The following is a 14,463-nucleotide window of genomic DNA, read 5'->3' as shown; positions in this document are numbered from 1 at the left end:
TCGCGCCGACGGAGCCGGACAAGGCATAGTTGCCGACGGCGTATTTCGTACCGTGATGATCCCCGGCCCGGCACCCGCCGGTCAGGGGAGGTCAGACCGGAAGGCGGTGGACGTGTCAACACACCGACGTGCCTGGAAGCAGCGGGCCGGTGTGGTCGTAGCGCTGGTAACCGGCGCCCTGCTCGCCGTCCCCGCCACACCCGCATTCGCCGCCCCGAGCGTCACCAACGTCTCGGCCTCCCCCAGCTCGGTCGAGGCGGGTGGGACCACGAAGGTGACCTACACCCTCGACTTCGACGCTGACGGCGGCCCCGCCGACGTCAGCGTCAGTTCCAACAGCGGGAAGCTCACCTGCATCGACGGCTGCGACCAGGGCAGCGTGAACAGGAGCGGCACCTACACCGCCACGTTCAAGCTGGCGGACGACGCGTCGAGCGGGTCCGCCCGGATCACGGTCAAGGCCGTCGACTCCGGCGGTGGCCCGCTCAAGGACTCCAAGCAGGGGTCGACGAGCGTCAACCTGGTGGCCAAGCCCGAGCCCGAGCCGACGCAGGCGCAGACGGTCAAGTCTGTCTCCGGCAAGGTGGTCGCCGCCGCGAACGGCGATCCCGTGTCGAACGCCGTCGTGATGCTCCAGGACAGCACCGGCCGACGGTTCGACACCACGAGCGACGGCAGCGGCAACTTCCGGTTCACCGGCAGCACCGCCAACCCGATCGCCCCGGGCCGGCTCACCCTCGGCGCCGTACAGGGCGAGATCCGCGCCACCAAGAGCTTCAGCGCCAACGCCGGGCAGACCGTGACCGGCCAGCGGATCAGCCTCGCGATCAGGGTCGAGGTGACACCGAGCGCGACCCCCGAGGCGACGGAGGAGCCGCTGGCGACCGACGAGCCCACCGAGGAGGCCACCGAGCCGACGGCGGAGGCCGATCCGGGTGCCGCGCAGAACGCCGCCGCCGAGGAGGGCTCCGGCTTCGGCAACTGGCTGCTGATCCTGCTCGGCGGCCTGTTCGTGGCGGTCGGCGTCGGCACGATCGTGCTGCTCTGGATGAAGCGCCGCGAGAACGGCGACGACAGCGACGACGCGCCGACCGGCGCCGCCGCGGCGGGTGCCGTGCCGGCCGCTCGGGGGGCCTTCCGCGGGGCGGACGACCAGACCCGGGTGGTCAACCGGCCCGGCGCGGCGCCGGACCGGACCATGATCGCCGGCGCCTCGCTCGCCGACGCGCCGACGATGATGCACCAGCCGGTCGTCGACGACGTGCCACCCGACCCGTACGGCGCGCCGGCGCCACCGTACGGCCCCGGCGGCCAGCAGGGCTGGGCGGGCGGCGGCTACGGCGACGAGCCGCAGGGCCGGGGCGGCTACGGCTCGGCCGGCGCCTACGGCAATGCCCCGTCCTCCGGCGGCGGATACGGAAATGCCCCGTCCTCCGGTGGAGGCTACGGCGGGTCCCCGTCCGCCGGCGGATACGGTGACGCGCCGGCCTCGGGCGGCGGCTACGGCGGCGACGCCCCGGCGTCCGGCGGCGGCTACGGCGGCCGGGACTACGGCGCGCCGGCCGGTGCGGCCGCGGGCGGCTACGGCGGCCAGGGTGGCCAGGGTGGCCAGGGTGGCGGTTACGGCCAGCGCTACGACGAGCCGACCGGCCGCTACACCGGCGAGTCGACCGGCTCGTACACTCCAGCGGCCGACCCGTACCCGACCAGCACCTACCAGCCGGGGCAGGAGCACGCCTACGGCGAGACCCAGCAGTACGGCCGGGGCGGCGACACCGCCGGCGGCTACGGCGCCGGGTACGGCCAGCAGGGCGGCTACGACGACGGCCCGCGCGGCGGCTACGACTCCGGCGGCCGGCAGGGCCACGACCGCGGCTACAGCCAGCAGGGCGATCACGGCCAGCAGGGCGGCTACGGTCAGCAGGGCGATCACGGCCAGCAGGGCGGCTACGGTCAGCAGGGCGATTACAGCCAGCAGGGCGGCTACGGTCAGCAGGGCGATTACAGCCAGCAGGGCGGCTACGGCCAGGAGCCCCCGCGGCAGCGCGGTAGCTACGACGACCGCGGCTACGACCAGCAGGACGGGTACGGCCAGCAGGGCGGCGGCTACTACGGCGAGGCGACCCAGGGAAGCCGGGGCCGGCCCGACGGCCCGCCGCAGCAGGACCGTGGCGGTCGCCGGCTGGACTGGCTGGACGACTGACGCCTGCGGGCACGTGCCCGCAGGAAAGGAACGGTTCCGCCGACATGGGGGTATCCCGGCAGCCCGGATACCCCCATGTCGGCGTAATGGAGTCGATCAAGCCCCGGGCCGGGCGGCGCTGCCGACAGTTCACGCGGCGGAGAAGACGCCCTGCCGCAGCACCGGGACCACCTCGGAGACGCCGACCTCGACAGCGACCTCCACGTCGTCGGGGAAACCACCCTCGACCAGCTCCCGGCCGGAGACGCAGCCCCGCACGGCGGCCGGCACGTCCGGCGTGCTGGCCAGCGCGGCCAGCGCCATCGCCGCCTCGACCGACAGCCCGCCCGGTACGCCGGACAGCGCGTCGAGCACACAGGCGGCCCCGAGCTGGTCCTCGACGGAGGGGCGCAGCGAGCCGTCCGGCCAGCGCTCGCCGGCGGCGATCACTCCGACCGGCGCGTCCGTCGAGCCGTACCCCTGGTCGCGTAGCCAGCGCCCGGCGGCGCCCGCGTTGCGCAGGCACGCCGCGACCACCGGCAGCCCGGTGGCGCTCGCCGCGGCGCTGATGGCCGAGCCGTTGGGCGACGGCAGCACGAGATCGGCGACGACGGGCGCGGTGCGCAGCGCCGCCGGGGACAGCGACCACGGATGCTCCGAGGTCATCTGCCGGCGGCCCACGGCGGCGACCGCGCCGGCCCGGCGGGCGTACTCGGCCGCCTGCTTCCCCCACGGGAAGGGGTGGACGCGCATCCCCCGGGAGACCGCGACCTCCACGGCGGTGGTGAACGAGAGCACGTCCACCACCACCAGAACGGCGCAGACGCGGCCGAGCTCCGCCGCCCCGGTCAGCCCCCAGTCGAAGCGGGCGCCGGAGCCGGGTTGGGCGAAGACGGCGACGGCCAACGCCTCAGCGCTCGTCGGTCGCCGCGCGCTGGCCCAGGTCGCCGGGGTCGCGGTCGGTCGCCTCGGCCCGGCCCGCCTCGTCGTCGCGCCCGGTCACGGCCTCGCCCGGCCCGGTCTCGTCCCCCGGCGCCGAGGCCGAGGCCTCCGGCTCAACCGGAACGGTGGACCCGGGCTCCGTGGCCGTCGCCGGCCCGCTGAGAGCCGACGACTCCGCACCAGCGGGAGCGATCGGCTCCCGGTCGGCCCCGGCCTCCGCGTCCGCCGTACCGGCCGGCGGCTCGACCGCAGCCGGAGCCGGCGGCCCTTCGTCGGCCGGAGCGGTGACGGCCGCCGTGGCCTGGGCCGGGCCCCGCGGGGTCGGGGCGGCCTGGGTGGGGTGGGCCGCCTCGACCGCCTCCGCCCCGCCGAAGAGCCGGGGCAGCGTGGCGGTGTGCGCGGCGCGCAGCTCGTCCAGACCGATCCGGAACTGGCCGACCAGCTCCAGCGCGCCGCCGGACGGGTCGGTCACGCCGATCGGCTCCCACGGCACGCCTCGCTCGGCGCAGAGGGCGGTGAACGCCCTCTCGTGGCCGCGCGGCACCGAGACCAGGGCCCGCCCGGCGGACTCGCTGAACAGGAAGACGAACGGCAGCGAGCCGCCCGCGAACTGCTCCGGCAGCGCGATCCGCGCGCCGACGCCGCGCCGCAGGCAGGACTCGACCAGGCTCTGCGCCAGACCGCCGTCGGACAGGTCGTGCGCGGAGCTGAGGTGACCGACCCGGGCGGCCTCCGCCAGCAGGTCGGCGAGCTGTCGTTCCCGGGCGAGGTCGACCTGCGGCGGGATGCCGCCGAGGTGCTGGTGGGTCACCCAGGCCCACTCCGAGCCGGAGAGCTCCACGTTCGTCTCGCCGAGCAGGAAGAGCTGGTCGTGGTCGCCCGCCGGGCGCGGGACGAAGCCCATCGGCACCCGGTCGGCGACGTTGTCCAGCACGCCGAGCACGCCGACCACCGGGGTCGGGTGGATCGCCGCCGGGCCGGTCTGGTTGTAGAAGCTGACGTTGCCGCCGGTCACCGGGATGCCCAGCTCCAGGCAGCCGTCCGCCAGGCCGCGTACGGCCTCGGCGAACTGCCACATCACGCCCGGGTCCTCGGGGGAGCCGAAGTTGAGGCAGTTGGTGACGGCGATGGGCTTCGCCCCGGTCACCGCCACGTTCCGGTACGCCTCGGCCAGCGCGAGCTTCGTCCCCTGGTACGGGTCGAGGCGCGCGTACCGGCCGTTGCCGTCGACGGAGAGGGCGACGCCGAGTCCGGTCCGCTCGTCGATCCGGATCACGCCGGAGTCCTCCGGCTGGGCGAGCACGGTGTTGCCCAGCACGTACCGGTCGTACTGCTCGGTGACCCAGGTCTTGTCGGCCAGGTTCGGCGACGCGATCATGCGCAGCACGGTCTCGCGCAGCGCCTCCGGGTTGCTCGGCCGGGGCAGCGTCTCCGCCCGGTCGGCCTGGAGCAGGATCAGGTCGGCCGGCTCGCGCATCGGGCGGGCGTACACCGGCCCGTCGTCGACCAGGGAGCCCGGCGGCACGTCCACCACGAGCTGATCGCGCCAGGTGATGACCAGCCGGCCCGGCTGCCCGTCGGCGGCCGGCGGGGTCACCTCGCCGATGGCCGTGGCCCAGACGCCCCACTTCTCGGCGGTCTTGAGCACCGCGTCCAGCTTGTCCGGGGCGACGACCAGCAGCATCCGCTCCTGTGACTCGCTGGCCAGGATCTCGTGCGGCTCCATCGAGGGCTCGCGCAGCGGCACCTGCTCCAGCCAGACCCGCATGCCGGTGCCGGCCGCCGCCGCGGTCTCGGTCAGCGCGCAGGTCAGGCCGGCGCCGCCGAGGTCCTGGATGCCGACGACCAACTCGGCGTCGTACAGCTCCAGGCACGCCTCGATGAGCAGCTTCTCCATGAACGGGTCGCCGACCTGCACCGAGGGGCGGCGCTGCTGGCTCTCGTCGTCGAAGGTGGCGCTGGCCAGCACCGACACGCCGCCGATGCCGTCGCGGCCGGTCTTGGCGCCCATCAGCACCACGACGTTGCCGGGGCCGGCGGCCTCCTTCTTCTGCAGCCGGTCGACCGGCAGCACGCCGAGGCAGAGCGCGTTGACCAGCGGGTTTCCCTGGTAGCAGGGGTCGAAGACGACCTCGCCGCCGATGTTCGGCAGGCCGAGGCAGTTGCCGTAGCCGCCGACGCCGGCCACCACGCCGGGCAGCACCCGGGCGGTGTCGGGGTGGTCGGCGGCGCCGAAGCGCAGCGGGTCCATCACCGCGACCGGGCGGGCGCCCATGGCGAGGATGTCCCGGACGATGCCGCCGACGCCGGTCGCCGCGCCCTGGTACGGCTCGACGAAGCTCGGGTGGTTGTGCGACTCGACCTTGAAGGTCACCGCCAGCTCGTCGGAGACCCGGACCACGCCGGCGTTCTCGCCGATGCCGGCGAGCAGTCGGTCGCTCGGCGGGGCCTTCTCGCCGAACTGGCGCAGGTGCACCTTGCTCGACTTGTAGGAGCAGTGCTCGCTCCACATGATCGAGTACATGGCCAGCTCGGCCTGGGTGGGACGGCGGCCGAGGATGTCCCGGATGCGGTCGTACTCGTCGTCGCGCAGGCCCAGCTCGGCGTACGGCTGAAGCTCGCCGGGGGTGTCCGCGGCGTGCGGCACGGTGTCCAGGGAGTGCGCCCAGTCGCCGGCCGGGGCCGGCTGGGCGTACGCGACCGGGTCGACGGGCCGGGCCGGGTCGACCGGGCCGGCCTGCGGCACCACGGCGGCCACGACGGGCGCCGCCGCGTGCGGGTTCGCCCGTACCGCCGGATCCGGATGGGTGGTCATGGACTCTCCTCGCTGCGCTCCCCGCCGCCGGGGCGGTGGAGCCGACCGATGATGCCGGGCACGGTCACGCCGGGGCCCCCACCAGGTGCTTGAGCACCGAGGTGAAGAAGCCGAGGCCGTCCAGGGAGGGGCCGGTGAGCGCCTCCACGGCGTGCTCGGGGTGCGGCATGATGCCGACGACGTTGCCGGCGGAGTTGGTGATGGCGGCGATGTCGCGCTGCGACCCGTTCGGGTTGCCGCCGACGTAGCGCGCGACGACCCGGCCCTCGGCCTCGAGCTGGTCGAGCGTCGCGGCGTCGGCGACGTAGCAGCCCTCGCCGTTCTTGACCGGGATCAGCACCTCCTGGCCCGGCTGGAAGGCGTTCGTCCATGCCGTGGCGACGGTTTCGATCCGCAGGACCTGGTCGCGGTTGCGGAAATGCAGGTGCTGGTTGCGGGTGAGCGCGCCGGGCAGCAGGTGGGCCTCGCAGAGGATCTGGAAGCCGTTGCAGATGCCGAGCACGGGCAGCCCACCCCGGGCGGCGTCCACCAGGGTCTCCATCACCGGGGCGAACCGGGCGATGGCGCCGCAGCGCAGGTAGTCACCGTAGGAGAAGCCACCGGGCAGGACGACGGCGTCCACCCCGTGCAGGTCCGGGTCGCCGTGCCAGAGCCGGACCGGCTCGGCGCCGGCGATCCGGACGGCCCGGGCCGCGTCGCCGTCGTCGAGCGAGCCGGGGAACGTCACCACACCGACCCGCGCGGTCACGAGCGGGCGTCCGCGGTGTCGTCGGCCTCGACCACACGGACCGTGAAGTCCTCGATGACCGGGTTGGCGAGCAGTTTGTCGGCGATCTCCCGGGCCCGGTCCAGGTCCGGTTCACCGGTGAATTCGATCTCGATCCGCCTGCCGATCCGGACGGAGGCGACGTCGTTGACGCCGAGCCGGGGCAGCGCGTTTGCGACGGCCTGGCCCTGCGGATCGAGGATCTCGGGCTTGAGCATGACGTCGACGACGACGCGAGGCACGGGGCACTCCTGACTGTGTACGCAGTTGGGTGCCGACCCACAACGGGCGAGCGCAGCCAGCCTACCTGGCAGATACAGCCTCAGCCGCATCGGCCGGGGCCAGTTCGGGTGGTGATCGACACTACCGGCGGAACAGGGGGCCACACGGGGCACCGAAGCGTACGGAACCTCCCGGAGCAGGGCGTTCGTCGCCCCCGGCGACGCAGAATCGTTACATTGCCTCGCCTCTATCGGATCCTTGCCACGGAGATCGCCGGTCCCTAGTCTACATCGACGCAACTCGATCAAAAGGCGCCGGCGGGTCACCGCAGCCCCCGCCGGTTCGACCGACCCGGCGACCCCCGGGTCCGTGAGGCAAGGAGTACGTCCCGATGCGTATCCGTTCCCTGCTCGCCGTGCTCGGCGCCGCGCTCGTCGGCGTACTGGGCGCCGCCAGCGGCGCCGTCGCCGCCCCGGCCGGCCCCCAGCCCATCATCGGCGGCGGCACCGTCTCGTCCGCGCCCTGGGCCGCCGCCGTCTTCAGCAACGGCTCGTTCACCTGCTCCGGCAGCGTGATCGCCTCGTCGTGGGTGCTCACCGCCCGGCACTGCATCAACGGCAGCATGTCCGTCCGGATCGGCAGCGTCTACTACGCCTCGGGCGGCACCACCCGTACCGTCAGCGCCACCTACACCCCGCTACGACCTCGCGCTGATGCGGCTCTCCAGCCCGGTGACCACCTCCACCGTCTCGCTGGCCAGCACCAACCCGCCGATCGGCTCCACCAACTCGATCTACGGCTGGGGCATGACCTGCTACAGCGGCTGCTCCGCGTCCAGCCAGCTCAAGACCGCCACCGTCCAGGTGACCAGCAACAGCGCCACCGACGCGTACGGCGGCCAGGCCATCCGGAGCAGCCGGATCAGCGGCAACGCGTGGCGCGGCGACTCGGGCGGCCCGCAGTTCTACAACGGGCTCCAGGTCGGGGTCGCCTCGACCGCCGACGGCGTGAGCATCCAGAACTACGGCAGTGTCGCGTTCAACCGGGCCTGGATCACCTCGGTGGCCGGTGTCTGACGATCCGTTCCTCCGGCTCCACGTCTGGGTGATCTGGTCCGGTTGACGCCGTGTACGGCGCGGATGGTCGGTGGAGCGCCGGCCGTCCGCGCCGACTCGTTTCTCAGCATCCGCTCAGCTGGCGACGGCTGCCGAACCGCCGCCCGAAGGTGCGACAGCATCGGAAACGTGCTGGTCGTGACGACGGATCAACTGCCTGGCTACGAGATCCGCCAGATTCTCGGCGAAGTGGTGTCCTCGATGGCGAGGACGCGCAACCCGTACCGCGAGGGCGTGAAGAACCTGCGCGGCGGCGCGTACGACCCGATGGCGCCGGACAACCTGACCCGCTGGCGTACGGACTCGGTGGCCCGGCTCGGCGAGGAGGCCCGCCGCCTCGGCGCGAACGCCGTGGTGGGGATGCGCTTCGACAGCCGCGACTGCGGCGAGATGTGGATGGAGATCTGCGCCTACGGCACGGCGGTCATCGTGGCGCCCAAGACGCCCGACGTCATGCCCCCGGACCAGCCGGTCATCGCGGCCGACACGGCCCAGGAGCCGAGCATCGCGGAGTCCCCGGGCGGCATCGCGGAACCGGCGAGCGCGCCGGACCTCAGCAGCGCCGCGGAGACCCCCACCCGCGACTCGTGACACCCGCCACCCGCCCCGCCGCCCGGCCCCTCCGGGGCCCACCCCGGTCCACCCCGGCGATCAAGAGGAATGCGTCGGAATTGATCTCACCGATGACGCAAAGCTCTTGATCGCCGAGGCGAAACCCGCCGGGCCGGTGGGGCCGGCGGGGCCGGGTGGGGCAATCAGAGGATGGGGGGTGGGGAGTAGGTGGCCGCCTCCGGGTGGCGGGTGACCACGTCCGTGATGCGTTTCGTGACCGCGTCGACCTGGGCTGCCGCCGCGCCGGCGAACGCGCTCCGGTCGGCGACCAAGTCCTCGATCTCCGCCCTGGTCAGGCCCAGCCGGGAGTCGGCGGCGAGGCGGTCGAAGAGGTCGTTCTCGGCGGTGCCGCGCTCGCGCATGGCCAGCGCCACCGCGACCGCGTGCTCCTTGATCGCCTCGTGCGCGACCTCCCGGCCGACGCCCCGGCGCACGGCCGCGACCAGGATCTTCGTGGTGGCGAGGAAGGGCAGGAAGCGCTCCAGCTCCCGGTTGATCACCGCCGGGTACGCCCCGAACTCGTCCAGCACCGTGAGGAACGTCTGGAACAGCCCGTCGGCGGCGAAGAACGCGTCCGGCAGTGCGACCCGGCGGACCACCGAGCAGGAGACGTCCCCCTCGTTCCACTGGTCGCCGGCCAGCTCGCCGACCATCGACAGGTAGCCTCGGATGATCACCGCGAAGCCGTTCACCCGCTCGCTGGACCGGGTGTTCATCTTGTGCGGCATCGCGCTGGAGCCCACCTGGCCGGGCTTGAACCCCTCGGTGACCAGCTCCTGGCCGACCATCAGCCGGATCGTGGTGGCCAGCGACGACGGCGCGGCGGCGACCTGGGCCAGCGCGGAGAGCACCGCCAGGTCGATCGAGCGCGGGTAGACCTGGCCGACGCTGTCCAGCACCCGGCGGAAGCCGAGGTGCTCGGCCACCCGGCGCTCCAGCTCGGCGACCCTGCCGGCGTCGCCGTCGAACAGGTCGAGCTGGTCGGCCGCCGTACCCACCGGGCCCTTGATCCCGCGCAGCGGGTACCAGTCGATCAGGTCCTCCAGCCGCTCGTACGCGATCAGCAGCTCCTCGGCGGCGGAGGCGAAGCGCTTGCCCAGCGTGGTGGCCTGCGCGGCGACGTTGTGCGAGCGGCCCGTCAGCACCAGGCCGGAGTGCTCGTGCGCGAGCCAGGCCAGCCGGGCCAGCGCGGCGACGACCCGGTCCCGGATCAGCTCCAGCGACCGGCGCACCTGGAGCTGCTCGACGTTCTCGGTGAGGTCGCGGGAGGTCATCCCCTTGTGCACGTGCTCGTGCCCGGCGAGCGCGCTGAACTCCTCGATTCGGGCCTTCACGTCGTGCCGGGTGACCCGCTCACGCTCGGCGATCGAGGCCAGGTCGACATCGTCGAGCACCCGCTCGTACGCCTCGACCACGCCGTCCGGCACCGCGACGCCCAGGTCCCGCTGGGCGCGGAGGACGGCGAGCCAGAGTCGCCGCTCCATCCGTACCTTCTCCTCTGGCGACCAGAGGGCGGCCAGCTCGGGTGAGGCGTAGCGGTGGGCGAGCACGTTCGGGATCGTCGTCACGCAGCTCATTCTCCCGTACGCGCCGGTCACGGCCCCACCAGCCCTGGGTTGATCCACTCCATGTCGGCGCCATGGCGGTATCCACCCCGCGTGGTTACCGCCATGTCGGCGACATGGCGGCCCGGCCGGAGCCGGTCGTGCCGCCGACGGTCGACTTCCCGACGTAGTCGGAGCCCTCGGCCGCCGAGGTCTTCGCGCCGGACTTCCTGGACTTCTTGCCGCCGGACCCGCCGCAGCGGCTGGCCACCAGCACGACGGCCAGGGCGACGACGGTGGTACGGAGCAGGGCTTGACGAGACATCGCCACTTGCTCGCGGGTGCCGCCGCCGGTGGGGCCCGCGCGGGCTGGCGTCCACGGTAGAAACGGCCGGCAACGCTGCTGGATAGGGTGATCTTTCTTACTGCGTCGACTGATGGGAATGGAAGAAGAGTGTCCAGACTTACCGGCAAGGTCGCCCTGGTGACCGGCGGTAGCCGCGGTATCGGTGCCGCCGTCGCCCGCCGGCTGGCCGAGGACGGTGCGCACGTCGCGATCACCTACCGCGAGGCCGAGCACAGTGCGAAGTCCGTCGTCGCCGACATCGAGTCGTACGGCCGCACCGGCCTGGCGGTCCAGGCCGACAGCGCCGACGCGACGGCGGTGGTCGAGGCGGTGGACCGGACGGTCGCCGAGCTGGGGCGGCTGGACATCCTGGTCAACAACGCCGGGGTGTTCTCGGCCGGGCCGATCGAGACCGTCAGCCTCGACGACCTCGACCGGGCCATCGCCGTACACGTACGCGGGGTGTTCCTGGCGACCCAGGCGGCGGTACGCCACATGCGCGACGGCGGCCGGATCGTCAACATCGGCAGCAGCTTCGCCAGCCGCGTCCCGGACCCGGGGGTGAGCGTCTACGCCATGACCAAGATCGCGGTCAACGGCCTGACCAGGGCACTCGCCCGCGAGCTCGGCCCACGCGGGATCACCGTCAACGTGGTGCTCCCCGGCTCCACCGACACCGACATGAACCCGGCGGACGGCGCGTACGCCGACGCGCAGCGGGCGCACATCGCGCTCGGCCGGTACGGCACGCCGGACGACGTCGCGGCGACGATCAGCCACCTGGTGGGCGAGGGCGGGCGGCACATCAGCGGCGCGTCGTTCGCCGTCGACGGCGGCTCCACCGCCTGACCCGGGGGCGCTCGGGGCCGCCGCGCGGCGGCCCCGAGCGCGCCGCGCAGGCTGGACCCTATCCGGAACTGACCGGCCCCCCAATGTGAGTGATTGTCCGATTTGTTACCGGAACGGCGGAGCGTCCGGTTGCCAGAGCCTCAGCGCTCGAGGATCGCGGTCACGCCCTGGCCGCCGGCCGCGCAGATGGAGATCAGGCCGCGCCCGCTCCCCCTCTCGGCGAGCAGCTTGGCCAGGGTCGCCACGATCCGCCCGCCGGTCGCGGCGAACGGGTGCCCGGCGGCCAGCGACGAGCCGTTCACGTTGAGCCGGTCCCGGTCGATCGCACCGAGCGGGCCGTCCAGGCCGAGCCGGTCCTTGCCGAACTCCGGCGACTCCCAGGCGGCCAGGGTGGCCAGCACCTGGGAGGCGAACGCCTCGTGGATCTCGTAGAAGTCGAAGTCCTGCAGCGTCAGCCCGGCCCGGGCCAGCATCCGGGGCACGGCGTACGCGGGGGCCATGAGAAGACCGTCGTCGCCGTGCACGAAGTCGACGGCCGCGGTCTCGCACCAGGTGAGGAAGGCCAGCACGGGCAGGCTGTGCTCGGCCGCCCACTCCTCGGAGGCGAGCAGCACGGTCGACGCCCCGTCGGTGAGCGGCGAGGAGTTGCCGGCGGTCATGGTGGCGCGCTCGGCGTCGGGACCCCGGTGGCCGAAGACCGGCTTCAGCGAGGCCAGCTTGTCCAGGCTGGTGTCCGGACGGAGGTTCTGGTCCCGGGTCAGCCCCAGGTACGGCGTCAGCAGATCGTCGAAGAAGCCGCGCTCGTACGCGGCGGCGAGCCGCTGGTGGGAGCGCAGCGCCAACTCGTCCTGGCTCTGCCGGTCGACGTTCCAGCGCAGGGCCGTGCGGGCGGCATGCTCGCCCATCGACAGCCCGGTACGCGGCTCCGCGTTGCGCGGGATCTCCGGCCGGAACGGCTGCGACGGGCGCAGCTTCGTCGCGGCCTTCAGCCGCCCGCCCAACGTGCGGGCGGAGTTGATCCGGAGCAGGGTGCGGCGCATGTCCTCGTTGATCGCCAGCGGCGCGTCGGAGGTGGTGTCGACGCCGCCCGCGATGCCCACCTCCAGTTGGCCGAGGGCGATCTTGTTGGCGACCACGATCGCCGCCTCAAGGCCCGTGCCGCACGCCTGCTGGATGTCGTACGCCGGGGTGCGCGGGTCGAGCTTCGAGCCGAGCACGACCTCGCGGGTCAGGTTGAAGTCGCGGGAGTGCTTGAGCACCGCGCCGGCGACCACCTCGCCGACCCGCTGCCCGGCCAGCCCGAACCGGGCGACGAGCCCCTCCAGCGCCGCGCCGAGCATGTCCGCGTTGGACGCGCTGGCGTACCGGGAGTTGGACCGGGCGAAGGGGATGCGGTTGCCGCCGATGACCGCCACCCGCCGGATGCTCTGCACGATCCCGCCTCCAAATTTCAGGACTTGCCCACAACCTACTGGCCAGTAGGCTACGCCTATGACCGACAGGTACGCGAGCTTCGTCCGATCGGGGGCCGGCCGCGCGCTGGTCAAGCGCCTCGGGCTGCCCGACCCACCCCGTCTGCGCCGGCACAGCCCGGGCGACCCGCTGGTCACCGGGCCGGTGCTGCTCGGCGCGGCCGGCGACGGCCGGCTCGCGGCGCCGGTCACCAAGATCCTCACGTTCGCCGGGGTCGAGCTGCGCGACCCGGCGGCCGCCACCGACGCCACCGCCCGGTACGCCGCCCTGGTGTACGACGCCACCGGCATCACCGACTCCACCGGCCTGCGCCAGCTCTACGACTTCTTCCACCCGCAGGCCCGCTCGGTGCTGCCCAGCGGCCGGGTGATCGTGCTGGGCACCCCGCCCGAGGAGTGCGGCACGCCCCGCGAGGCCACCGCCCAGCGGGCGTGTGAGGGGCTGACCCGCAGCATCGGCAAGGAGTTCGGCCGGGGCGTCACCGCCCAACTCGTCCACGTCACGCCGAACGCCGACGCCGGCACGACGACGAGCCTGGAGGCCACCCTGCGCTTCCTGCTCTCCGGCCGCTCCGCGTACGTCTCCGGCCAGGTGATCCGCGTCGGCGCCGGCGCGGCCGAGCCGCCGGCCGACTGGGACCGCCCGCTGGACGGGCAGGTCGTCCTGGTCACCGGGGCGGCCCGGGGCATCGGCGCGGCGCTGGCCCGGGTGCTCGCCCGCGACGGCGCCCGGGTGGTGGCGCTGGACGTCCCCGCCGCCGGGGACGCGCTGGCCGCCGTGGCGAACGAGATCGCCGGGACGGCCGTGCAGCTCGACCTGACCGCCCCGGACGCCCCGACGCGGCTCGCCGACCACCTGGCGGGCCGGCACGGCCGGGTCGACGCGGTCGTGCACAACGCCGGCATCACCCGGGACAGGACCCTCGGCCGAATGGACGCCGACCGGTGGGATTCCGTCCTCGACGTCAACCTGTCCAGTCAGGAGCGGATCAACGACGTGCTGCTGGAGCGCGGGCTGATTCCGTCCGGCGGGCGGATCGTCTCGGTCTCCTCGATCGCGGGGATCGCCGGCAACCGGGGGCAGACCAACTACGCCACGTCCAAGGCGGGCGTGATCGGCCTGGTGCAGTCGCTGGCCCCGGTGCTGCGCGAGCGCGGGATCAGCGTCAACGCGGTCGCGCCGGGATTCATCGAGACCCGGCTGACCGCCCGCATGCCACTGATGCTGCGCGAGGCGGGCCGCCGGATGAACAGCGTGGCGCAGGGCGGCCTGCCGGTGGATGTCGGCGAGACCATCGGCTGGCTCGCCTGGCCAGCCAGCGCCGCGGTCAGCGGCAACATCGTCCGCGTGTGCGGCCAGAGTCTGCTGGGGGCATGATGGCCAGGAAAGACGACGACGACCTGTCGGTGCACGAGCTGATCGACGGGCCGACCCAGATCATCCCGGAGCGGGACCTGGCCGCCGTCCGGGCCACCGGTCCGGACCCGTACGACCTGGCCGCCGCCGGCAACCAGGACCTGTCCAGGTACGCCCAGGACGCGACGCGGGACCTGTCGGCGTACGCCGCGGACGCGACGCGGGACCTGTCGGCGTACGC

At 73.5% G+C, this 14,463-nt stretch carries 11 protein-coding genes and 1 pseudogene; 5 read left to right on the top strand and 7 right to left on the bottom strand.

Features of this window, described 5'->3' with window-relative positions:
* Nucleotides 1–55 precede the first annotated feature (55 nt).
* Nucleotides 56–2,203 (top strand): carboxypeptidase-like regulatory domain-containing protein, encoded by a 2,148-nt coding sequence (locus JD77_RS13010; RefSeq protein ID WP_145774636.1) that lies wholly within the window; start codon nt 56–58, stop codon nt 2,201–2,203.
* Between the two features lie 129 nt (nt 2,204–2,332).
* Here the strand turns inward: JD77_RS13010 and JD77_RS13005 are convergent, their stop codons facing one another.
* From JD77_RS13005 to purS, 4 genes are all read right to left on the bottom strand, one after another.
* Nucleotides 2,333–3,088 carry a 2-phosphosulfolactate phosphatase gene (locus JD77_RS13005; protein ID WP_145774635.1) on the bottom strand — a complete coding sequence of 252 codons (756 nt, stop codon included), beginning with the start codon at nt 3,086–3,088 and terminating at the stop codon, nt 2,333–2,335.
* A gap of 4 nt (nt 3,089–3,092) precedes the next feature.
* Nucleotides 3,093–5,939, bottom strand: coding sequence for a phosphoribosylformylglycinamidine synthase subunit PurL (gene purL, locus JD77_RS13000; protein WP_145774634.1), 2,847 nt, complete (start codon nt 5,937–5,939; stop codon nt 3,093–3,095).
* A 64-nt stretch (nt 5,940–6,003) separates the two neighbouring features.
* Nucleotides 6,004–6,687: a phosphoribosylformylglycinamidine synthase subunit PurQ gene (gene purQ, locus JD77_RS12995; RefSeq protein ID WP_145774633.1), complete on the bottom strand. Its 684-nt coding sequence runs from the start codon at nt 6,685–6,687 to the stop codon at nt 6,004–6,006.
* A complete protein-coding gene (purS, locus tag JD77_RS12990) occupies nt 6,684–6,947 on the bottom strand; it encodes a phosphoribosylformylglycinamidine synthase subunit PurS (protein WP_145774632.1) in 264 nt (87 codons plus the stop codon). Before purS ends, purQ begins: the two co-directional genes overlap by 4 nt.
* Nucleotides 6,948–7,318: 371 nt before the next feature.
* On the opposite strand from purS, the pseudogene JD77_RS12985 reads away from it, so the two are divergent.
* Nucleotides 7,319–8,003 (top strand): annotated as a pseudogene (locus JD77_RS12985) (S1 family peptidase).
* Nucleotides 8,004–8,066: 63 nt separating this feature from the next.
* Nucleotides 8,067–8,633 (top strand): YbjQ family protein, encoded by a 567-nt coding sequence (locus JD77_RS12980; RefSeq protein WP_145774631.1) that lies wholly within the window; start codon nt 8,067–8,069, stop codon nt 8,631–8,633.
* A gap of 164 nt (nt 8,634–8,797) precedes the next feature.
* Here JD77_RS12980 and purB read toward each other — a convergent pair whose 3' ends face one another.
* Both purB and JD77_RS12970 read right to left on the bottom strand, forming a co-directional pair.
* On the bottom strand, nt 8,798–10,222 hold the full coding sequence (gene purB, locus JD77_RS12975; protein WP_145774630.1) for an adenylosuccinate lyase: 1,425 nt from the start codon (nt 10,220–10,222) through the stop codon (nt 8,798–8,800).
* Between the two features lie 94 nt (nt 10,223–10,316).
* Nucleotides 10,317–10,523 (bottom strand): hypothetical protein, encoded by a 207-nt coding sequence (locus JD77_RS12970; protein WP_145774629.1) that lies wholly within the window; start codon nt 10,521–10,523, stop codon nt 10,317–10,319.
* A gap of 129 nt (nt 10,524–10,652) precedes the next feature.
* Between JD77_RS12970 and JD77_RS12965 the strand changes: the two genes are divergently transcribed.
* Nucleotides 10,653–11,393 carry an SDR family NAD(P)-dependent oxidoreductase gene (locus JD77_RS12965; protein WP_145774628.1) on the top strand — a complete coding sequence of 247 codons (741 nt, stop codon included), beginning with the start codon at nt 10,653–10,655 and terminating at the stop codon, nt 11,391–11,393.
* A 140-nt stretch (nt 11,394–11,533) separates the two neighbouring features.
* On the opposite strand, the gene JD77_RS12960 is transcribed toward JD77_RS12965, so the two are convergent.
* On the bottom strand, nt 11,534–12,826 hold the full coding sequence (locus JD77_RS12960) for an acetyl-CoA C-acetyltransferase (RefSeq protein ID WP_145774627.1): 1,293 nt from the start codon (nt 12,824–12,826) through the stop codon (nt 11,534–11,536).
* A gap of 58 nt (nt 12,827–12,884) precedes the next feature.
* Between JD77_RS12960 and JD77_RS12955 the strand changes: the two genes are divergently transcribed.
* Nucleotides 12,885–14,243: a 3-oxoacyl-ACP reductase gene (locus tag JD77_RS12955; RefSeq protein ID WP_145774626.1), complete on the top strand. Its 1,359-nt coding sequence runs from the start codon at nt 12,885–12,887 to the stop codon at nt 14,241–14,243.
* Nucleotides 14,244–14,463: the final 220 nt, after the last annotated feature.

It is taken from the genome of Micromonospora olivasterospora (genome assembly GCF_007830265.1).
GTDB lineage: Bacteria > Actinomycetota > Actinomycetes > Mycobacteriales > Micromonosporaceae > Micromonospora > Micromonospora olivasterospora.
Note: the sequence above shows the minus strand (reverse complement) of the source record. Positions and strands in the feature narration are given on the sequence as shown.